Source organism: Streptomyces sp. NBC_00829, from assembly GCF_045161795.1.
GTDB lineage: Bacteria > Actinomycetota > Actinomycetes > Streptomycetales > Streptomycetaceae > Streptomyces.
Map to the genome: position 1 here is coordinate 3,449,712 of NZ_CP108867.1, position 20,469 is coordinate 3,470,180.

The following is a 20,469-nucleotide window of genomic DNA, read 5'->3' on the forward strand; positions in this document are numbered from 1 at the left end:
GCCGGGTGACCTACAGCCGACTCAGAGCCTGCATGGCTTCCCGCTCCACGCGCGCGAGATCGTGGAGGACGGCACCGGCCTGCGCGAGGTGCTTCGCGCCGCCGGATTCACCGGCCTCGGCGATCAACGCGGCCACTTCCGGCCAGGGGGTGGCCGCCGTCAGGGCCGGCAGCGCGCACCGGGCCGGAAGACGTGGCGGGCAGGGCCAGAGGCCCCGCCCGCCTCCACCTACGCTCCCAGCAGCTTCCGCACCCGGTCCGCGCCCACCGCCAGCAGCAGCGTCGGCAGCCGCGGCCCCGTCTCCCGGCTCACCAGCAGCCGGTACAGCAGCGCGAAGAAGGACCGCTGCGCGACCTTCAGCTCCGGCGTCGGCTTCACGTCGCGGTCCAGGCCCGCCATGATCTTCGGGACGCCGTAGACCAGCGTCGTCAGGCCGTCCAGGGACCAGTGCGTGTCCAGGCCCTCCAGAAGCAGCCGCAGCGATTCACGGCCCTCGTCGTCCAGCGACGAGAGCAGCTCCGTGTCCGGCTCCTCACGGACCAGGGTGCGCTGGTCCGCCGGGACCTGCGAGGTGATCCAGTTCTCGGCGCGGTCAAGCCGGGGCCGGACCTCGTCCAGCGAGGACAGCGGGTTCGACGGGTCCAGGTCGCTCAGGATCCGGATCGTCTGCTCGTCATGGCCCGCCGTGATGTCGACGACCGAGGCGAGCGTGCGGTACGGCAGCGGGCGCGGCGTCCGCGGCAGCTCGCCCGCGGCCGTCCGGGCCGCCCTGGCGTGCGCCGCGGCGTCCGCGGCGAGCACGGTCCCGTCCGCGACCTTGGACTCCAGCTTGTCCCACTCGTCGTACAGCCGCTGGATCTCCTGGTCGAAGGCGATCTTGAAGGACTGGTTCGGCTTGCGGCGCGCGTACAGCCAGCGCAGCAGCGGCGCCTCCATGATCTTCAGCGCATCGGCCGGGGTCGGTACGCCACCGCGCGAGGAGGACATCTTGGCCATGCCGCTGATGCCCACGAACGCGTACATCGGGCCGATCGGCTGCACACCGTCGAAGATCTCGCGCACGATCTGCCCGCCGACGACGAACGACGACCCCGGCGAGGAGTGGTCGACACCGCTCGGCTCGAAGATCACGCCCTCGTACGCCCAGCGCATGGGCCAGTCGACCTTCCAGACCAGCTTGCCGCGGTTGAACTCGCTCAGCCGGACCGTCTCACCGAAGCCGCACGCCGTGCAGGTGTAGACGAGCTCGGTGGTCCCCTCGTCGTACGAGACGACCGTGGTCAGGTCCTTGTCGCACTGCCCGCAGTAGGGCTTGTACGGGAAGTAACCCGCGGTGCCGCCGCTGCCGTCGTCCTCCTCGGCCGCGCCGGAGCCTTCCGCCGCCTCCAGCTCCGCCTCGTCGAGAGGCTTCTGCGACTTCTTCGGGGCGGCCTTCTTCGTCCGGTACTGGTCGAGGATCGCGTCGATCTTCGACCGGTTCCTCATCGCGTGCAGGATCTGCTCGCGGTAGGCACCGGAGGTGTACTGCTCGGTCTGGCTGATGCCGTCGTAGTCGACGCCCAGCTCGGCCAGCGACTCAAGCATCGCGGCCTTGAAGTGCTCGGCCCAGTTCGGATACGACGATCCGCCCGGCGCGGGCACGGACGTCAGCGGCTTGCCGATGTGCTCGGCCCACGACTCGTCCACACCGGCCACCCCGGCCGGCACCTTGCGGTAGCGGTCGTAGTCGTCCCACGAGATCAGGTGCCGGACCTCGTGCCCGCGCCGCCGGATCTCGTCGGCGACCAGGTGCGGGGTCATGACCTCCCGCAGATTGCCCAGGTGGATCGGGCCGGACGGCGAAAGCCCGGACGCGACGACGACCGGTTTGCCAGGCGCACGTCGCTCCGACTCGGCGATGACCTCGTCCGCGAAACGGGAGACCCAGTCGGTCTCGGTGCTGCTCTGAGCCACGATCGGCACGTCCTTGAATGCTTGGGGGTCTCTATGGGTTCTCGACAGGCGTCGTACGCCATTGTCCCAGACGGAAGGGGCCCCTCGCGGGTTGCCCGTACCACCCGGAAATCCGGCCGGAAACCAGTCGGAAAACCAGTCGGAAGACCTGCCGGGAAGCGGCCCGGCGACCGGATGGAAACCGCGAGGAAAACCTGGGAGAGAGCGGTGGCCGCCCCATGGGACACTTGACAACCGAAAGAGACCTCTCGACAGGAACGGAAGCTCATGGCCTCGGTCCCTTCCCTCGCTTCGACCGTGCAGCAGCGCCTCGCGGACGCCCTCTCGGCAGCCCTGCCGGAGGCCGGCTCCGCCGACCCGCTGCTGCGACGTAGCGACCGGGCCGACTTCCAGGCCAACGGCATCCTGGCGCTCGCCAAGAAGCTGAAGGGCAATCCGCGCGAGCTGGCGGCCAAGGTCGTCGAGGCGATCGGCGCCGACGGCGAGCTGAAGGAGATCGAGGTCTCCGGCCCCGGCTTCCTCAACATCACGGTCACCGACGCGGCGATCGTCAGGACCCTCGCGGCCCGCGCCGCCGACGAGCGCCTCGGCGTTCCGTACGCCGAGAACGCCGGCACGACCGTCATCGACTACGCCCAGCCCAATGTGGCGAAGGAGATGCACGTCGGCCATCTGCGCTCGGCCGTGATCGGCGACGCGATGGTCCAGATCCTGGAGTTCGCGGGCGAGAAGGTCGTCCGGCGCCACCACATCGGCGACTGGGGCACCCAGTTCGGCATGCTCATCCAGTATCTGATCGAGCATCCGCACGAACTGGACCACCAGGGCGGCGAGGTCTCCGGCGAGGAGGCCATGTCCTCCCTGAACCGCCTCTACAAGGCGTCACGGACGCTCTTCGACTCGGACGAGGACTTCAAGGCGCGCTCCCGTGACCGGGTCGTGGCCCTTCAGTCCGGCGACGAGGAGACCCTTGCGCTCTGGCAGAAGTTCGTCGACGAGTCGAAGATCTACTTCTACTCGGTCTTCAACAAGCTCGACTTGGAGATCCGCGACGAGGACGTCGTCGGCGAGTCCGGCTACAACGACATGCTCGAGGAGACCTGCCGGATCCTTGAGGAGACCGGTGTCGCGGTCCGTTCCGAGGGCGCGCTCTGTGTCTTCTTCGACGACGTGAAGGGCCCGGACGGCAACCCGACCCCGCTGATCGTCAAGAAGTCGAACGGCGGCTACGGCTACGCGGCGACCGACCTCTCCGCGATCCGCGACCGGGTGCAGGACCTGGGCGCGAGCAGCCTGCTGTACGTGGTGGACGCACGGCAGTCCCTGCACTTCAAGATGGTCTTCGAGACCGCACGCAGGGCCGGCTGGCTGAACGACAAGGTGCACGCGGTGCAGCTGGCGTTCGGCACGGTGCTCGGCAAGGACGGCAAGCCGTTCAAGACCCGTGAGGGCGAGACGGTGCGGCTGGTGGACCTGCTGGACGAGGCGATCGAGCGGGCGACGGCGGTCGTGCGGGAGAAGGACGTCCAGAAGCAGCTCACCGAGGAGGAGATCGCCGACCGGGGCACCCAGGTGGGCATCGGCGCGATCAAGTACGCGGACCTGTCGACGTCGGCGGCGCGGGACTACAAGTTCGACCTGGACCAGATGGTCTCGCTCAACGGCGACACGTCGGTGTACCTCCAGTACGCCTACGCCCGTATCCGGTCGATCTTCGGCAAGGCGGGCGACCGCAGGCCGGCGGCCCACCCGGAGCTCGAACTGGCCCCGGCCGAGCGCGCGCTGGGCCTGCACATCGACCAGTTCGGCGAGGTGCTGGGCGAGGTGGCTTCGTCGTACGAGCCGCACAAGCTGGCCGCGTATCTCTACCAGCTGGCGTCGCTCTACACGACGTTCTACGCGGAGTGCCCGGTCGTGAAGCCGGCGCCGCCGCTGGAAGTCGCCGAGAACCGCCTGTTCCTGTGCGACATCACCGCCCGCACGCTCCACCAGGGCATGGCACTCCTCGGCATCCGCACGCCCGAGCGCCTCTGACCCGCGGTACGGCCTACGGCGACGACTTACGGCTACGGCTACGGCTACGGCTACGGCTGGACAATCCACTCGGACTTGTCCGGCCAGTAGTCGTACACCCTCCGCCCCTCGATCGCGCTCGTACGGAACGGCTTCCCGTCGTCGTCGACGCGCACCGTCCCGCGGCGGTCCCCGCTGCTCCAGTCGACCTCCAGGTACCAGCTCACGTCGTGCCCTTCGGTGTGCAGATCGAGGTTGAGCACCTGGGGGTCGTCCGAGGCGACCTTGTACGGGAAGTCCTTGGCGGGCACCACCGTGTCGCCCTGCCGGCCGGCGACCGGTTTCGCCAGCGGATGGGCGGCGTCGAGGTCGATGTCGAAGGCCTGAGGAGTGACACCGCCGCCGCAGCCCTCGCCCATCGAGTACATCGTCCGGTCGAGGGGTTCGCTCCGCGCCACGACCCGTACATGCACCGCGGTCAGCACCACCGAGTCCACGTCCTGCCCGTCGCGGTCAGCTGGAGCAGGATGTGGCCGCCGTCGATCCCGCCCAGCGCGCGGGCCCAGCTGCGGGCATCCTGCGGGGCGGGCGGCGGCGGGACCGAGCCGGGCTCCTGGTCGAGGACGCAGTACTGGCCGCAGGGCGGGTCCCCGTTGTACGGGCTGATGCCCACCTTCAACGGCACGCCGCCGGCCGCGGGCGGCGGGCTCGCGTACGCCGAGGGGCCGGGGCGGCGACTCGTGCTCGACGAGGGGCTCGTCCCGGGACGAGCGCTCGACGGCGTGGACCGGGGCGCCGCGGTACCGGGCGGAGTGCCGGCCCCGGCGACCGTCCGGTGGTCGGCCGGGCCCCCGGCGTCCCGGGTGGCGGCATAACCGGGGACGAAGGCCGCGGGCAGGCAAGCCCCAGGCGGTCACCACGATCGCGCCAGGTGAGTCGGCGTACGCCTCGATCCTGTTGTCGCGCGCCGACGGCAGCGGCGAGAGCGGTCACACGGCCAAGCGCCTCACCGTCCACTTCGCCCCGCGCAGCGGCCCCGGCTCGACCGGCAATCCCGTCTCACTCGTCCTGCCTGCGGGCACGTACACCGACAGCGGCGCAGGCGTCGGTTACTGGCAGCGCGACATGGACGACGCGCTCGCGTACTAGGCGCTCGCCCACCGGAACCCGCCGGGCGCGCCGAGCGCGCCCGGCGCATCACATCAGCGCGTGCGACGTCCTGCCCGAGGCCTCGTCGATCTCCGTGTGTGCCTTCTGAAGCATCTGCGAAGCGATGTCCATCAGCGCCCGCGCGCCCGAGATCTCCTCGCCCACCCGCAACTGCTCGGGGTCGGAGTGGTGGCGCTGAGCATTGCCGTGCCCGCGTATTTCCGTACCGTCGCTCAGCCTCACCATGGCGGCCGCTCTCGTCCGGTCGCCCTCTTCCTGGAACTCCATCTCCACATGCCATCCGACGAGTGTCTGCATGACGGATCACCTCCAGCGGGTACCGCCGGCACCGGCGGTACCTATCCAGAGTGCGCCGCCGGGCCTGAGATCACCACATCACTGACCGGAAGATTCGTACCTGACTTATGAGTCGGTACGTGTGGACTCCTCAGCGCCGGACAAGGATCGAAAGCGATCCCGCACCCCCACTCCTTCCGGAGGAGCTCCGTCATGCCCGCGCACAAGCGCGCCGTCGCGGCCGGGCACCACGTGTTCGGTTCTGGTGGGACTGACCGGAAGACAGTTTCCGGCTGACCTGAATCCGCATTGGTCTATACCTTGACTTGATCACGTCAAGCACGCTTGAGTGGCGGCACAACCCCCCACCGCGGCCTGTCCCGAGACGTCAACTCCCCCTCGGGACAAGGCCGTTGCTGTGAAAAGGAGTGAGCGAGTGCTGAGACACCGCATCATGGCGCTGCTGGTCGCCATCCTCGTCGCAAGCGGAGTGGCGGCAGCCTTCACGCCCGCCGCGTCGGCAGCGTCGGCCGCGTCGGCAGACGCCTGTACGACCGTGCCGAACTGGTCCGCCGGTACGTCGTACGCCACCGGCAACGTTGTCAAGTACACGGACGGCACGTACTACATCGCCGAGCACGACAACCCGGGCTACGACCCGACGGTCAGCACCTGGTACTGGGACCCGTACACCTGCAGCGGCGGCGGGAACCCGTCCCCGTCCGGCTTCGTCGTGAGCGAGGCGCAGTTCAACCAGATGTTCCCGAGCCGGAATTCCTTCTACACGTACAACGGGCTGAAGGCCGCGCTGAGCGCGTACCCGGGTTTCGCGAACACCGGCAGTGACACCGTGAAGAAGCAGGAGGCCGCGGCCTTCCTGGCGAACATCAGCCACGAGACCGGCGGCCTGGTCCACATCGTGGAGCAGAACACGGCCAACTACCCGCACTACTGCGACCGGAGCCAGCCCTACGGCTGCCCGGCCGGCCAGGCGGCGTACTACGGCCGCGGTCCGATCCAGCTCAGCTGGAACTTCAACTACAAGGCCGCGGGCGACGCGCTCGGCATCGATCTGCTGGGCAACCCCTGGCTTGTGCAGAACGACGCGGCCGTGGCCTGGAAGACGGGCCTGTGGTACTGGAACACCCAGAACGGCCCCGGCACGATGACCCCCCACAACGCCATGGTCAACCAGGCGGGCTTCGGCCAGACCATCCGGTCGATCAACGGCTCGCTGGAGTGCGACGGCAGGAACCCGGCGCAGGTCCAGAGCCGCGTCAACAGCTACCAGCAGTTCACCCAGATCCTCGGTGTGTCGCCGGGATCGGAACTGTACTGCTGATCCACCCGGGAAACGGGCCGCGGACCGGGGAGAACACTCCCCCGGTCCGCGGCCGCACCATGTCAGGGCTCCGAACAGGATCAGAGTGTGCGCGCGACCTCGGTCGCCCAGTAGGTGAGGATCATCTGCGCACCCGCCCGCCGGATCCCGGTGAGGGTCTCCAGGATGGCCTTGTCCCGGTCGATCCAGCCCTTCTCGGCGGCGGCCTCGACCATCGCGTACTCGCCGCTGATCTGGTACGCGGCGACCGGCACGTCCACGGCCTCGGCGACCTTCGCCAGCACATCGAGATACGGGCCCGCGGGCTTGACCATCACCATGTCGGCGCCCTCCTCCAGGTCCAGCGCGAGCTCGCGCAGGGACTCACGGAGGTTGGCGGGGTCCTGCTGGTATGTCTTGCGGTCGCCCTTGAGCGAGGAGCCGACGGCCTCACGGAAGGGGCCGTAGAAGGCGGAGGAGTACTTGGCCGTGTACGCGAGGATCGACACGTTCTCGTGGCCCGTCTGGTCCAGGGCGTCGCGGACGACGCCGACCTGGCCGTCCATCATCCCGCTGGTCCCGACGACATGGACGCCGGCGTCGGCCTGGACCTGGGCCATCTCGGCGTACCGCTCAAGGGTGGCGTCGTTGTCGACACGGCCGTCCGCGTCCAGGACCCCGCAGTGGCCGTGATCGGTGTACTCGTCCAGGCACAGGTCGGACATGATGACGAGATCGTCGCCGACCTCGGCCTTCACGTCCCTGATCGCGACCTGCAGAATCCCGTCCGGGTCGGTCCCCGCGGTCCCGGCGCCGTCCTTCTTGGCGTCCTCCGGCACCCCGAACAGCATGATCCCCGCGATCCCGGCCTCGCGCGCCTCGACGGCGGCCTTGCGCAGGGTGTCGCGGGTGTGCTGGACGACGCCGGGCATGGCGGTGATCGGCACGGGCTCGTGGATGCCCTCCCGCACGAAGGCGGGAAGGATCAGATCGGCGGGGTGAAGTCGAGTCTCGGCGACCATGCGGCGCATGGCGGGGGTGGTGCGCAGCCGCCGTGGCCGCGCGCCGGGAAAGGATCCGTACGCAGTCATACGGGAACGGTACGCCCGCCGGGAGGGGGCACGTACCGACAGCCCGTCGGCGCGAACGGGGCGCCTGCGGCCGGCTTTGCCCCCGCCCCTTCCCGTCATCGCCGGACGGGATGGAATTCAGCCCGTCCGGCGATTGAGGACACGCCCGAAGGGCGTCCGGGGGTCCGGGGGCTTGCCCGTGCGGTTACGGGAAGGGGCGGGGTGGGGAAACAAACCCCCGCCCCGCCCCGCGCAACCCGCACCGCACATCCGGCGCTACGTCGTCCGCCGCCGCCGCCCGCCCGGACGGCGCTCGCTCGGACGGGTCACATGCTCGCCCGCCTCCACCGCCACTTCGCGGCGCCTCGCGCCGAACTCCGCCAGCGCCTCCGCCAGCTTGTGCACCGACGGCTCCGGAGACAGCACGTCCACCCGCAGCCCGTGCTCCTCCGCGGTCTTCGCGGTGGCGGGGCCGATGCACGCGATCACGGTCACGTTGTGCGGCTTGCCCGCGATGCCGACCAGGTTCCGGACGGTCGACGACGAGGTGAAGAGCACCGCGTCGAAGCCGCCGCCCTTGATCGCCTCACGTGTGTCCGCCGGGGGCGGCGACGCGCGCACGGTCCGGTAGGCCGTCACATCGTCGACCTCCCAGCCGAGCTCGATGAGGCCCGCCACCAGCGTCTCGGTGGCGATGTCCGCACGCGGCAGGAACACCCGGTCGATCGGGTCGAAGACGGGGTCGTACGGAGGCCAGTCCTCCAGCAGACCCGCGGCCGACTGCTCGCCGCTCGGCACCAGATCGGGCTTGACGCCGAAGTCGACGAGCGCCGCGGCGGTCTGCTCCCCCACCGCCGCGACCTTGATCCCCGCGAAGGCACGGGCGTCGAGCCCGTACTCCTCGAACTTCTCGCGCACGGCCTTGACCGCGTTCACCGAAGTGAAGGCGATCCACTCGTACCGTCCGGTCACCAGGCCCTTGACCGCGCGCTCCATCTGCTGGGGCGTGCGCGGCGGCTCGACCGCGATGGTCGGCACCTCGTGCGGCACGGCGCCGTACGAACGCAACTGGTCGGAGAGCGACGCCGCCTGCTCCTTGGTCCGCGGTACGAGCACCTTCCAGCCGAAGAGCGGCTTGGACTCGAACCACGCGAGCTGGTCGCGCTGGGCGGCGGCGCTGCGCTCACCGACCACGGCTATGACCGGCTGGTGGCCGTCCGGGGACGGCAGCACCTTCGCCTGCTTCAGGGTCTGGGCGATCGTGCCGAGCGTCGCGGTCCACGTCCGCTGGCGGGTCGTGGTGCCGGCGACGGTGACGGTGAGCGGGGTGTCGGGCTTACGGCCCGCCGCCACCAGTTCACCGGCCGCCGCGGCGACGGTGTCCAGGGTGGTGGAGACGACGACCGTGCCGTCGCTCGCGCCCACCTCGGTCCAGCAGCGCTCACTGGCGGTGCGGGCGTCGACGAAGCGGACGTCCGCGCCCTGGGCGTCGCGCAGCGGGACACCGGCGTACGCGGGTACGCCCACCGCGGTGGCGACACCGGGCACGACCTCGAAGGGAATCCCCTCCGCGGCGCACGCGAGCATCTCCTGACCTGCGTCGGTGTCCATGCCGGGATCGCCGGTCACCGCACGGACGACCCGCTTGCCTGCGCGCGCAGCCTCCATGACAAGATTGACCGCATCCCTGAGGACGGGGATCCCGGCGGCTGTTGACGCGTCGTCAACAACCGTCAGTTCAGGCGTGCTTACGCTTGCCCGCGCATGACTGCGTACGACGTCGAGCACATCCGGCTCGGCGATCAGCACGTCCGCGCTCGCGAGCGCCTCGACGGCACGCAGTGTCAGCAGTCCGGGGTCGCCGGGACCGGCGCCGAGGAAAGTGACGTGCCCGTGTGCCGAGAACGTCAAGGAGTTGGCGGTGGGACTGGTGGGGCTCAAAGTGCTCGCTCCCCCATAAGACCGGCCGCACCCTTGGCGAGCATCTCGGACGCAAGTTCGCGACCGAGCGCGATGGCGTCGCCGTGCGACGTGGGTACGGGACCGGTGGTGGACAGCTGCACCAGCGACGTGCCGTCGGTCGTACCGACGACGCCGCGCAGGCGCATTTCAGTGACAACCTGTCCGTCGGCCAGCAGGTCGGCCAACGCACCCACAGGTGCGGAGCAGCCGGCCTCCAGGGCGGCGAGCAGGGAACGCTCGGCGGTCACGGCGGCCCGGGTGTACGGGTCGTCGAGCTCGGCGAGCGCGGCGGCGAGGTCTGTGCCGCTTCCGGCGTGGCCGGCGGCACATTCGATCGCCAGGGCCCCCTGGCCGGGGGCGGGCAGGACGAAGTCGACCGACAGGAAGTCGGTGACCTCCTCGATCCTGCCGAGGCGGGTGAGCCCGGCCGCGGCAAGCACCACGGCGTCCAGCTCCCCGCTCCGTACAAATCCGATCCGCGTATCGACGTTGCCGCGGATCGGCACGGTCTCGATGCTCAGGCCGTGCGCGCGGGCATACGCGTTGAGCTGTGCCATACGACGCGGCGAACCGGTGCCGATCCTGGCAGGCCCCTTCCCGAGATCAGCGCCCAGCTGGTCCAGGGTCAGCCCGTCGCGCGCCACCAGCGCGTCCCGCGGGTCCTCGCGCAGCGGCACGGCCGCCAGCGTCAGATCGTCGGGCTGCGTGGTGGGCAGGTCCTTCAGGGAGTGAACGGCGAAGTCGACGTCACCCCGCAGCACGGCGTCCCGCAGGGCGGTGACGAAGACCCCCGTGCCGCCGATCTGCGCGAGATGCTCACGGGAGGTGTCCCCGTACGTGGTGATCTCGACGAGCTCGACGGGACGGCCGGTCAACTGGCGTACCGCCTGAGCCACTTGCCCGGACTGGGCCATGGCCAGCTTGCTGCGCCTGGTCCCGAGCCTCAGTGCCCTCTCGGTCATACTCGCCCTCGATTCGGGTCATTCATGTCGGCCCGGCTGACGGAGGCGACCGTCTCCGGGTCGAGGTCGAAGAGTGTCCGCAGCGCATCCGCGTACCCGGCGCCGCCGGGCTCGCTGGCCAGCTGCTTGACCCGCACGGTGGGCGCGTGCAGGAGCTTGTCGACGACGCGGCGGACCGTCTGGGTGATCTCGGCGCGCTGCTTCTCGTCCAGGTCGGGGAGGCGGCCCTCAAGGCGTGCGACCTCGCCGGCGACGACATCGGCGGCCATGGTGCGCAGGGCGACCACGGTCGGGGTGATGTGCGCGGCGCGCTGGGCAGCGCCGAAGGCGGCGACCTCGTCGGAGACTATGCGGCGCACCTGGTCGACGTCGGCGGCCATGGGAGCGTCGGCGGAGGCTTCGGCGAGCGACTCGATGTCGACGAGCCGCACGCCGCCGAGGCGGTGGACGGCCGCGTCGATGTCCCGCGGCATCGCCAGATCGAGGAGCCCGAGGCGCACGTCCCCGTCGGCCCGTACCCGGGTGACGGGGACGGGCCGGATGCTCCGTCCCGCGTTGTCGACCCAGGCACCGTGCTGCGCGAGGTCATCGGTGCGCGGCTCGTCCAGTCCCACGGGGCAGCTGTCGGCAAGGGCGTCCGGCCGCGTGTGCGCGGGGTCCGTGACGGCGTCCCCGGTGGCGTCCGCAACGGTGTTACTCACACCCGTGTCGCCGGAGGCCGTCCCGGCGAGCGAGTTGTCGGCCACCCGTCCGTCCCGGGCCGCCGCCGCGGCGAGGCGGGCCACCAGGCTGCCGTCGGGCGCGCGCAGGTCGTCGCCCGCACCCGTGTCCGCGGCCGACGGCACGACCGCGAGCGCTGCCGCGACGGACTCGGCCGTCAGGACCAGGCCCGTCGCACCGGTGCACGAGATCGCGACATCGGCACGTGTCAGCTCGTCGCCGAGGTCGGCCATCCGCACCGCGCGCGCCGCCACCCGTCCGGGCTCGTCCAGCACGGCGGCCAGTCGCTGCGCGCGCTCCAGAGTCCGGTTGGCGATGACCAGTTCGCGTACGCCCAGCCGGGCCAGTGTCGTCGCGGCCAGCGAGGACATCGAGCCCGCACCGATGACGAGCACCCGCTTGTCGGCCGCCCAGGGCGCGATCTCCGCGCCGTCGGCGAGCTGCTCCAGGCCGAAGGTGACGAGCGACTGCCCGGCCCTGTCGATCCCGGTCTCGCTGTGGGCGCGCTTGCCGACGCGCAGCGCCTGCTGGAACAGGTCGTTGATCAGCCGGCCCGCGGTGTGCAGCTCCTGCCCCAGCGCGAGCGCGTCCTTGATCTGCCCGAGGATCTGGCCCTCGCCGACAACCATGGAGTCCAGGCCGCAGGCCACCGAGAAGAGATGGTGGACGGCCCGGTCCTCGTAGTGCACATAGAGATAGGGAGTGAGCTCCTCCAGCCCCACCCCGCTGTGCTGCGCGAGCAGCGTGGACAGCTCGGCGACACCGGCGTGGAACTTGTCCACGTCCGCGTAGAGCTCGATGCGGTTGCAGGTGGCGAGCACGGCCGCCTCGGCGGCGGGCTCTGCGGCCAGCGTGTCCTGGAGCAGTTTGACCTGCGCATCCAAGGACAGCGAGGCCCGCTCCAGCACGCTCACCGGCGCGCTGCGATGGCTCAGTCCGACGACCAGAAGACTCATGCCGGCATCACGGCGGGCATGTCCCCGTCCGGTCCCTTCCGGCCGGCCGCGGCCTCGGCCTCCTCGCCGGCCTTCCGCTGCTCGTGGAAGGCGAGGATCTGCAGCTCGATCGAGAGGTCGACCTTGCGCACATCGACGCCGTCCGGCACGGAGAGGACGGTGGGTGCGAAGTTGAGGATCGAGGTGACACCGGCGGCGATCAGGCGTTCGCACACCTGCTGCGCGGCGCCGGCGGGCGTCGAGATGACACCGATCGACACCCCGTTGTCACTGATGATCTTCTCGAGCTCGTCGGTGTGCTGGACGGGGATGCCGGCGACTGGCTTTCCGGCCATCGCCGGGTCCGCGTCGATCAGCGCGGCGACCCGGAAGCCACGGGAGGCGAAGCCGCCGTAGTTGGCGAGCGCGGCGCCGAGGTTGCCGATGCCGACGATGACGACCGGCCAGTCCTGGGTCAGACCGAGCTCACGGGAGATCTGGTAGACGAGGTACTCAACGTCGTAGCCGACACCCCGTGTCCCGTACGAACCGAGGTAGGAGAAGTCCTTGCGCAGCTTCGCGGAGTTCACTCCGGCGGCGGCCGCGAGCTCCTCGGAGGAGACCGTGGGCACGGACCGCTCGGACAGCGCGGTCAGTGCGCGCAGGTACAGCGGAAGCCGGGCGACGGTGGCCTCGGGGATTCCTCGGCTACGGGTCGCCGGTCGGTGATTTCGGCCAGTTGCCACGGTGCTCCTGCGGGATGAGCGAGGCTGCAGGCGGCCAGACGTCCAAGGACCGCCCCGTCGAATGCAGGCTATGTCTTTGTGAACGCGTGCACAAAGATGGTGTCCGTTTTGTCCGTGCAAAGTGACCGGGGTCACGCAATCCGGTCGAGTGATCCCGGAACCACGATCCATGTCGTTCCGTTGAAGATCCGAGGCAGGCAAAGCCGCACACGCTCCTTAAGAACACACCCCCGAGACCGCTTACTGTGCCCTGTCGGCATCGCGTCCCGATAGAGCCGGACCCCCGGAAATACCCGGCAAATCGTCCAGGATGGTGGCCAAATTTTCCGTTACGCCCCCAGCGCGCGGCGAAGCCGCCCGGCGTCGACACGCCAGAAGGTGTGCTGCTCCCCATCGACCAGGACCACCGGAATCTGCTCCCAGTAGGCGCGGTGCAGCGCCTCGTCCCGCGTGATGTCCTTCTCCTCCCACACCGCACCCGTCTCGGCACACACCTCCTCGATCACAGACCGCGCGTCGTCACAGAGGTGACACCCCGGCTTCCCGATCAGCGTCACCACACGCTCGCCGGCCTTCTTCTTCGTACGCCGCAACACAGGACTCATGCAGCCATTCTCCGCCCGCGCCCGCGAGGCGCGGCCACCGTCCCGCGGACGGCGGATCGCCCGCTTAACAGAGCGGTCGCAGAGAGTTCACGCCATGGCATCCCGGCGTGTCGGGAACTTCCGAACAGACTGGCTATGCTCACGACATGGCCGCACTGGGATGGCTCACCCCCCGTAGGCGCTCCGCCACGGCGCGAAGCGTGCTCGCAGGCGAGGCAGCAGCCGAGGCAGCGCGCAAGTCGTCACAGCAGTTCGAGGTACTCGACGCGCTCGAGGCGAAGGACGGCACCGCCCCGGCCGAACCGGAATTCCCCGTCACCGGGGACGACCGGGCCGCCGCCTTCTTCGACCTCGACAACACCGTGATGCAGGGCGCCGCGATCTTCCACTTCGGCCGCGGCCTGTACAAGCGGAAGTTCTTCCAGCGCCGTGAACTGGCGCGCTTCGCCTGGCAGCAGACATGGTTCCGGCTCGCCGGCGTCGAGGACCCGGACCATATGCAGGACGTCCGCGAGTCCGCGCTGTCCATCGTGAAGGGCCATCGCGTCTCCGAGCTGATGTCGATCGGCGAGGAGATCTATGACGAGTACATGGCCGACCGCATCTGGCCGGGCACCCGCGCCCTCGCCCAGGCCCACCTGGACGCGGGCCAGAAGGTCTGGCTGGTCACCGCGGCCCCGGTGGAGACCGCGACGATCATCGCCCGCCGCCTCGGCCTGACCGGCGCGCTCGGTACGGTCGCGGAGTCCGTGGACGGTGTGTACACCGGCAAGCTGGTGGGCGAGCCCCTGCACGGACCCGCCAAGGCAGAGGCCGTACGCGCGCTGGCGCACGCCGAGGGCCTGGATCTGACGCGCTGCGCGGCCTACAGCGACTCACACAACGACATTCCGATGCTGTCGCTGGTGGGGCATCCGTACGCCATCAACCCGGACGCCAAGCTGCGCAAGCACGCGCGCGCCCGCGAGTGGCGGCTGCGCGACTACCGGACGGGCCGGAAGGCGGCCAAGGTCGGCATCCCCGCGGCGGCCGGCGTGGGCGCCATCGCGGGCGGCACGGCTGCCGCGGTCGCCCTGCACCGCCGCCGCCGCTGACACCTCCGGCGCGCCGAAGCGAAGAACCCGTACGGACACCGGAGCGGAGAACCGGAACGGACAGAAGGCGACACGGCGGCCACGCCCCGGACACGAGCGGCGGCCCCGGCCATTCCGTGGCCCGCGCTCCGCCCCGCCCCGGGCCAGTCCCGTTGCCTCGGCACGAGCACATGCCACCCCGCGACACGACAGAACGTGACTTGTTTCGATCGACAAGTGTTCACGTCGTGCTACTTGATGCGTCGCCGAGGCGTAACAGAAGCGACGGAAACGACGATTTGAGCAACTGGGTGTAGCACTGCCTGTACGAAGCGTTATTCTCCTCAGACGCATGACGGACTCCACCCGTCCCCACGACGAGTGAACGGTCCCGCACTGCACGTGATGGAAGCTCTGCCTCTGGGAGTCCCGTGTACCCACACGTCGGGGTTGACGCCTCGGGCCTGGCTACGCTGCGCGCAACGGTCCTCGACCACTTGCGCGGCTTCGTCCCCACCGCGTACGCCGTCCCCGCATTCGCCACACCCCGCCTTGCCGCGAGCGGCCCTGCCGCGCCCTGCTACGCACTGGCCGACGGTATCGAGAAGGTGCCGGGGCGCAGCTCCGTCGTCGAGGGGAGGCGGTCGGGTGACGGTCGGGCGGCGGGCAGACGGGCCGGCCGGGGTTCCTCCGGCGCCTCGACCACCGCCCGCCGGCCCAGCGCCGACAGCGACAGCGCCCGCATGATGGAGCTGGTCGAACGCGCCCAGGCGGGCGAGGCCGAAGCGTTCGGCCGTCTCTACGACCAGTACAGCGACACCGTCTACCGCTACATCTACTACCGCGTGGGCGGGAAGGCGACCGCGGAGGACCTCACCAGCGAGACGTTCCTGCGCGCGCTGCGGCGGATCTCCACCTTCACCTGGCAGGGCCGTGACTTCGGGGCCTGGCTGGTGACCATCGCCCGCAATCTGGTGGCCGACCACTTCAAGTCCAGCCGATTCCGGCTGGAGGTCACCACCGGCGAGATGCTCGACGCCAACGAGGTCGAGCGCAGCCCCGAGGACTCCGTCCTGGAGTCCCTGTCGAACGCCGCACTGCTCGAAGCGGTCCGCAAACTCAATCCCCAGCAGCAGGAATGCGTGACTCTGCGCTTCCTGCAGGGCCTCTCGGTCGCCGAGACGGCCAGGGTCATGGGCAAGAACGAGGGTGCGATCAAAACCCTCCAGTACCGCGCCGTGCGCACCCTGGCCCGGCTCCTCCCCGAAGACGCCCGCTGACCGACCTCAACTCACAATCGGTGACGCCTCGATGACGCACTGGTCCGATCATCCTTCGCGCGTAACCCAAGTGCCGCGACGCTCGTTGTGCGGGATGCAGGCTCCCTGTGGTCACGCCATGCCCGCAGCCACTCACTCGATCGCGTGGGTGTGCTCAAGGCGTGCAACCCTTCAGACCCCCGGGGGAGTCGATCGTCATGACGAGAGGAGGTGCCGCCAGTGATCGCGAATGTTTCGGCGCACCGGCGGGCGAGCGCCTTCGCCCAGGCCTTGGAAGATCAGGCGGCCGATCGGCCCGATGAATCGGTCGAACCGACCGGGCGCGGACGGCTGTTGGCTCTGGCGAACGGTCTCGGCGAGCTGCCGAAACCGGAGATGGATCCCGAGGCAAAAGTGGTGCAGCGAGCACAGCTCGTGGCCGCCATGGAAGCGATGTTCGCCTCGGGAGGTGCGTCCGCGGGCTCTACGGTGCCCGACCAGCGGACGGGCCGAGGTGCCCATCGGGCCTCCCCGCTCCGGAAATTGCGACCACGTTCCCGCTGGTCGAAGGGCCTGGCGGCGGGCGGCCTGACCGTCGGTGTCGCCGCTGGAGCATTCGGCGGGGTGGCCGCTGCCAGTTCCGACGCCCTGCCGGGTGACTCGCTGTACGGGCTGAAGCGCGGGATGGAGGACATCCGGCTCGGCATGGCGGACGAGGACTCCGACCGCGGCGAGCTCTATCTGGACCAGGCGTCCACACGCCTCAGCGAGGCCCGCCGCCTCATGGAACGCGGTCGCACGGGCACCATGGACCACGAGTCACTCGGCGAGGTCCGCCGTGCCCTCAACGGCATGCGGCACGACGTGAGCGAGGGCCACCGGCTGCTGCACGCGGCGTACGAACGGGACGGCTCGCTGGGGCCCATGGCGACGCTGAACTCCTTCGCCAGGTCCCACCGCGACGCGTGGAACGGACTGCGTGACCGGCTGCCGGCCCAGCTGACCGACGTCGGCGACGAGGTGAACTCCGCCTTCGACGCCATAGACGACGAAGTCGGCCCACTGGAGTCGCTGCTGCCCCGCGCCCCCGAGAAGGGCCGCGGCTCCCAGAGTCCCGGCTCCGCCACACAGGACTCCGGAAGCACCGCGGGTCCGGGCCGTACGACTCCGGCGGCGCCCGGTGCCGAGGACAACCCCCCGGGAGCCAGCGGCAAGCCGCGCCCGTCGGGCTCCGGCGCCACGGCGGACGAGGGCCTGCTCGGCGGGAACACCGGCGGCCTGTTGGACCCTCCGTCGAGCGGCACGTCGCCGTCCCCGTCCGGCAAGGTCTCCATGCCTCCGCAGCCGGACATCACCATCCCGCCGCTGCTGCCGGGCATCCTGCCGGGTCTCGGCCTCGACAGCGAGGACGAACACTAGGCTCGGACTTCGCAGGTACGGGACTAGGGTCTTTCGTTCACGGCCGAGGGCGGCCGCTTCCCCAGGGGAGCGGCCGCCCTTCTCCGTGCACCGATACCCGGCCCCGCAGAGCCGATGGACCCTGTCATGACGGATGAACCGGTTGGACCGGATGGACGCGGATAGGAAGAACGTTTCAGTAGGACAAATAGGTCAAAAAAAGACAGACCGCCGCTGCACCAGCAGTTTGTACAGAGTGTGCTGGATCTGTTCCCTCACCTGGTCCGTCAGATTGAACATCAGCATCGGATCCTCCGCCGCCTCCGGCGGATACCCGTCGGTCGGGATCGGCTCCCCGAACTGAATCGTCCACTTCGTCGGCAACGGCACCGCGCCCAACGGCCCCAGCCACGGGAACGTCGGCGTGATCGGGAAGTACGGGAAGCCCAGCAGCCGCGCCAGCGTCTTCGCGTTGCCGATCATCGGGTAGATCTCCTCGGCCCCGACGATGGAGCACGGCACGATCGGCGTGCCCGCCCGAAGCGCCGTCGACACAAAGCCGCCACGCCCGAACCGTTGAAGCTTGTAGCGGTCGCTGAACGGCTTGCCGATGCCCTTGAAGCCCTCCGGCATCACTCCGACGACCTCACCGCGCTGCAGCAGCCGTTCGGCGTCCTCCGCGCACGCCAGGGTGTGCCCTGCCTTGCGGACCAGTTCGTTGACCACAGGCAGCATGAAGACCAGGTCGGCGGCGAGCAGCCGCAGATGCCGGTTCGCCGGGTGGTTGTCGTGGACGGCGACCTGCATCATCAGCCCGTCCAGCGGCAGCGTCCCCGAGTGGTTGGCCACCACGAGCGCCCCGCCGTCGGACGGGATGTTCTCGATGCCCTTCACCTCGACGCGGAAGTACTTCTCGTACAGCGGCCGGACCATCGACATCAGGACGTGGTCGGTGAGTTCCTTGTCGTAGCCGAACTCGTCGACCTCGTAGTCGCCCGTGATCCGTCGGCGCAGGAACGCAAGCCCGCCCGCGACACGCCGCTCCCAGCCGCCGCTGCCGCCCTCCGGCTCCCCGGCGGCCCCGGGCTCCGGCACGGCCTCTCCGGAGGCCTCCAACGGCCCCTGCTGCCCCGGCAGCGGGCTGACCGGAACCTCACGCACCGCCGAGGGCTCGGCCTTGCGGCGGCTCCCCGAGGAGCGCCGCCGCCCCGCACGCTGCCCGTTGGCGCGCGAACGGTCGTCGTCGAAGGGAATGACCTTGGCGTCCGCCATCGTTGGCTGCGCTCCTTATTCGGCGTCGCTCTGAGTCGTCTGCATGGCCTTCGTACGCGCACGGCCCACGAAAGGCAGTGCGTCGGCCACCTGGTCCACCGCCTTCGCCAGGCTCTCCGGAGGCAGCAGCCCCGGACCCCGGCTGCGGGCGAAGTCCGCGAAGGCCCCCGCGGTGGAGTACTTCGGATGGAAGCCCAGTGTCTCGCGCATCTGGGCGGTGCTCACCACCCGGCCATGGGTGAGCAGTCGGATCTGCTCGGGCGAGAAGTCCGTGACACCCACCGTGCGCAGCGCGGAGCCGACCCAGGTGACCGCGGGCAGCAGCACCGGCATCGTCGGCCGTCCCAGGCGTCGCGAGCACTGCGAGAGCAGCAGCACGCCGTCGCCGGCGATATTGAACGTGCCGCTGTTGAGCGTGCCGCGCCGAGGCTCGTGCAGCGCGATCCGCAGCACGTCGATCACATCGTCCTCATGGACGAACTGCAGCCGCGGGTCGTAGCCGAAGACGGTCGGCAGTACCGGCAGCGAGAAGTACTCGGCGAGCGGCGAGTCCGCGCACGGGCCGAGGATGTTCGCGAAGCGCAGTACGCACACGGCCACATCGGGCCGGCGCCGGGCGAATCCGCGGACGTATCCCTCGACCTCCACCGCGTCCTTCGCGAAACCACCGCTCGGCAGGGACTTGGGCGGGGTGGTCTCGGTGAAGACGGCAGGGTCGCGGGGCGCGGAGCCGTACACGCTCGTACTGGACTTGATCACCAGCCGCTTCACGGTCGGCGACTTCTGGCACGCGCCGAGAAGCTGCATGGTGCCGATGACATTGGTCTCTTTGACCGTCGTACGGCCGCCGGCACCGAGTGGCGTACCGGTGACGTCCATATGGACGACCGTGTCGACGGAATGCTCGGCGAGTACGCGCCCTATCGCGGGCTGGCGGATGTCCGCGCGGACGAAGTCGGCCCCTCCGAGATGGTGCTCGGGCCCCACCGCATCAACGCCGATGACCCGCTCCACCTCGGGATCCCGCTGGATGCGCCGTACGAGTCGGCCCCCGAGTTGCCGGGCCACTCCGGTGACGAGCACGACCTTCCCCAAGATCAGCGCCTTCCCATAGCTTCGCCTAGGTCCACTCCCACGCGTCACCGTAGCGGTTCGGTGTTGCGCTGTGATGACCGCACGACGCACTTTTGGCCACGGGCCGAAAAAGCACCGCGGCCCTCCCACCGTGCTGGTGGGAGAGCCGCGGCGACACGTACAGCTGTCGCTTACTTCTTGTTGCGACGCTGAACGCGGGTGCGCTTGAGCAGCTTGCGGTGCTTCTTCTTAGCCATCCGCTTGCGCCGCTTCTTGATAACAGAGCCCACGACTACCCTCGCTCACTTCTCTTCACTCGGTGCGGGGCGTCTGGGCCCACACGACCTACGTCGGCCTAGCCTACCTGCCGCCGAGTGAGGGACGTAATCCGAGGGGAACCGAAAGGCTCCCGCTATGCGGATTCCACCCCCACGAAGGATTCGCGGAGGTACTCGTGAACCGCTTGCTCCGGTACCCGGAAGGACCTCCCCACCCGGATCGCCGGCAGATGACCACTGTGCACCAAGCGGTACACGGTCATCTTCGACACTCGCATTACCGAGGCAACTTCCGCCACGGTAAGAAACTTGACCTCATTGAGAGGCCTCTCGCTGCCAGCAGCCATGACCCACCTGTACCTTCCGCACACGACGCACACCG

The 20,469-nt window shown here is 69.7% G+C and carries 22 protein-coding genes; 7 read left to right on the forward strand and 15 right to left on the reverse strand.

Annotation, left to right across the window (positions count from 1 at the left end; translation table 11 throughout):
- Positions 1–10: 10 nt before the first annotated feature.
- Both OG293_RS14810 and lysS read right to left on the reverse strand, forming a co-directional pair.
- On the reverse strand, positions 11–136 hold the full coding sequence (locus OG293_RS14810) for a hypothetical protein (RefSeq protein ID WP_405999258.1): 126 nt from the start codon (positions 134–136) through the stop codon (positions 11–13).
- Positions 137–228: 92 nt separating this feature from the next.
- Positions 229–1,962, reverse strand: coding sequence for a lysine--tRNA ligase (lysS, locus tag OG293_RS14815; RefSeq protein ID WP_405999259.1), 1,734 nt, complete (start codon positions 1,960–1,962; stop codon positions 229–231).
- A 258-nt stretch (positions 1,963–2,220) separates the two neighbouring features.
- On the opposite strand from lysS, the gene argS reads away from it, so the two are divergent.
- A complete protein-coding gene (argS, locus tag OG293_RS14820) occupies positions 2,221–3,987 on the forward strand; it encodes an arginine--tRNA ligase (protein WP_405999260.1) in 1,767 nt (588 codons plus the stop codon).
- 50 nt (positions 3,988–4,037) lie between these two features.
- Here the strand turns inward: argS and OG293_RS14825 are convergent, their stop codons facing one another.
- Both OG293_RS14825 and OG293_RS14830 read right to left on the reverse strand, forming a co-directional pair.
- Complete coding sequence (locus tag OG293_RS14825) at positions 4,038–4,454, reverse strand: hypothetical protein (protein WP_405999261.1); 417 nt, start codon at positions 4,452–4,454, stop codon at positions 4,038–4,040.
- The gene (locus OG293_RS14830) at positions 4,445–4,651 is read right to left on the reverse strand and encodes a hypothetical protein (RefSeq protein WP_405999262.1); all 207 of its coding nucleotides are present in this window, start codon (positions 4,649–4,651) and stop codon (positions 4,445–4,447) included. The genes OG293_RS14825 and OG293_RS14830 overlap by 10 nt, the downstream gene beginning before the upstream one ends.
- On the opposite strand from OG293_RS14830, the gene OG293_RS14835 reads away from it, so the two are divergent.
- Entirely contained in the window at positions 4,632–4,841 is a 210-nt protein-coding gene (locus OG293_RS14835; protein ID WP_405999263.1) for a hypothetical protein, read from the forward strand. The genes OG293_RS14830 and OG293_RS14835 overlap by 20 nt on opposite strands.
- A 46-nt stretch (positions 4,842–4,887) precedes the next feature.
- Positions 4,888–5,115: a hypothetical protein gene (locus OG293_RS14840; protein ID WP_406003599.1), complete on the forward strand. Its 228-nt coding sequence runs from the start codon at positions 4,888–4,890 to the stop codon at positions 5,113–5,115.
- A gap of 48 nt (positions 5,116–5,163) precedes the next feature.
- On the opposite strand, the gene OG293_RS14845 is transcribed toward OG293_RS14840, so the two are convergent.
- Positions 5,164–5,433, reverse strand: a complete 270-nt coding sequence (locus OG293_RS14845; RefSeq protein WP_405999264.1) for a DUF1876 domain-containing protein — start codon at positions 5,431–5,433, stop codon at positions 5,164–5,166.
- Between the two features lie 415 nt (positions 5,434–5,848).
- Here OG293_RS14845 and OG293_RS14850 point away from each other — a divergent pair, with 415 nt between their 5' ends.
- Entirely contained in the window at positions 5,849–6,754 is a 906-nt protein-coding gene (locus OG293_RS14850) for a glycoside hydrolase family 19 protein (protein ID WP_405999265.1), read from the forward strand.
- 80 nt (positions 6,755–6,834) lie between these two features.
- Here OG293_RS14850 and hemB read toward each other — a convergent pair whose 3' ends face one another.
- The 6 genes from hemB to OG293_RS14880 all read right to left on the reverse strand — a co-directional run bounded on the left by hemB (position 6,835) and on the right by OG293_RS14880 (position 13,733).
- Positions 6,835–7,824 (reverse strand): porphobilinogen synthase, encoded by a 990-nt coding sequence (gene hemB / locus OG293_RS14855; protein ID WP_405999266.1) that lies wholly within the window; start codon positions 7,822–7,824, stop codon positions 6,835–6,837.
- 255 nt (positions 7,825–8,079) lie between these two features.
- Positions 8,080–9,744 carry a uroporphyrinogen-III synthase gene (locus OG293_RS14860; RefSeq protein ID WP_405999267.1) on the reverse strand — a complete coding sequence of 555 codons (1,665 nt, stop codon included), beginning with the start codon at positions 9,742–9,744 and terminating at the stop codon, positions 8,080–8,082.
- Positions 9,741–10,727 carry a hydroxymethylbilane synthase gene (hemC, locus tag OG293_RS14865; RefSeq protein ID WP_405999268.1) on the reverse strand — a complete coding sequence of 329 codons (987 nt, stop codon included), beginning with the start codon at positions 10,725–10,727 and terminating at the stop codon, positions 9,741–9,743. Before hemC ends, OG293_RS14860 begins: the two co-directional genes overlap by 4 nt.
- Positions 10,724–12,403, reverse strand: a complete 1,680-nt coding sequence (locus OG293_RS14870) for a glutamyl-tRNA reductase (RefSeq protein WP_405999269.1) — start codon at positions 12,401–12,403, stop codon at positions 10,724–10,726. The genes hemC and OG293_RS14870 overlap by 4 nt, the downstream gene beginning before the upstream one ends.
- The gene (locus OG293_RS14875; protein ID WP_355838669.1) at positions 12,400–13,128 is read right to left on the reverse strand and encodes a redox-sensing transcriptional repressor Rex; all 729 of its coding nucleotides are present in this window, start codon (positions 13,126–13,128) and stop codon (positions 12,400–12,402) included. Before OG293_RS14875 ends, OG293_RS14870 begins: the two co-directional genes overlap by 4 nt.
- 329 nt (positions 13,129–13,457) lie before the next feature.
- Positions 13,458–13,733, reverse strand: coding sequence for a glutaredoxin family protein (locus OG293_RS14880; protein WP_405999270.1), 276 nt, complete (start codon positions 13,731–13,733; stop codon positions 13,458–13,460).
- Between the two features lie 146 nt (positions 13,734–13,879).
- Here OG293_RS14880 and OG293_RS14885 point away from each other — a divergent pair, with 146 nt between their 5' ends.
- From OG293_RS14885 to OG293_RS14895, 3 genes are all read left to right on the forward strand, one after another.
- Positions 13,880–14,827, forward strand: a complete 948-nt coding sequence (locus tag OG293_RS14885; RefSeq protein WP_405999271.1) for an HAD family hydrolase — start codon at positions 13,880–13,882, stop codon at positions 14,825–14,827.
- Between the two features lie 410 nt (positions 14,828–15,237).
- Positions 15,238–16,086, forward strand: a complete 849-nt coding sequence (locus OG293_RS14890) for an ECF subfamily RNA polymerase sigma factor, BldN family (protein ID WP_405999272.1) — start codon at positions 15,238–15,240, stop codon at positions 16,084–16,086.
- 219 nt (positions 16,087–16,305) lie between these two features.
- Positions 16,306–17,484: a DUF5667 domain-containing protein gene (locus tag OG293_RS14895; RefSeq protein ID WP_405999273.1), complete on the forward strand. Its 1,179-nt coding sequence runs from the start codon at positions 16,306–16,308 to the stop codon at positions 17,482–17,484.
- A 192-nt stretch (positions 17,485–17,676) separates the two neighbouring features.
- Here the strand turns inward: OG293_RS14895 and OG293_RS14900 are convergent, their stop codons facing one another.
- The 4 genes from OG293_RS14900 to OG293_RS14915 form a co-directional block, all read right to left on the reverse strand.
- Positions 17,677–18,735, reverse strand: coding sequence for a lysophospholipid acyltransferase family protein (locus tag OG293_RS14900; RefSeq protein WP_405999274.1), 1,059 nt, complete (start codon positions 18,733–18,735; stop codon positions 17,677–17,679).
- A gap of 15 nt (positions 18,736–18,750) precedes the next feature.
- Positions 18,751–19,830: an NAD-dependent epimerase/dehydratase family protein gene (locus OG293_RS14905; protein ID WP_405999275.1), complete on the reverse strand. Its 1,080-nt coding sequence runs from the start codon at positions 19,828–19,830 to the stop codon at positions 18,751–18,753.
- 170 nt (positions 19,831–20,000) lie between these two features.
- Entirely contained in the window at positions 20,001–20,099 is a 99-nt protein-coding gene (locus OG293_RS14910; RefSeq protein WP_003948845.1) for a 30S ribosomal protein bS22, read from the reverse strand.
- Between the two features lie 122 nt (positions 20,100–20,221).
- On the reverse strand, positions 20,222–20,434 hold the full coding sequence (locus tag OG293_RS14915) for a helix-turn-helix domain-containing protein (protein WP_014046653.1): 213 nt from the start codon (positions 20,432–20,434) through the stop codon (positions 20,222–20,224).
- Positions 20,435–20,469 lie beyond the last annotated feature (35 nt).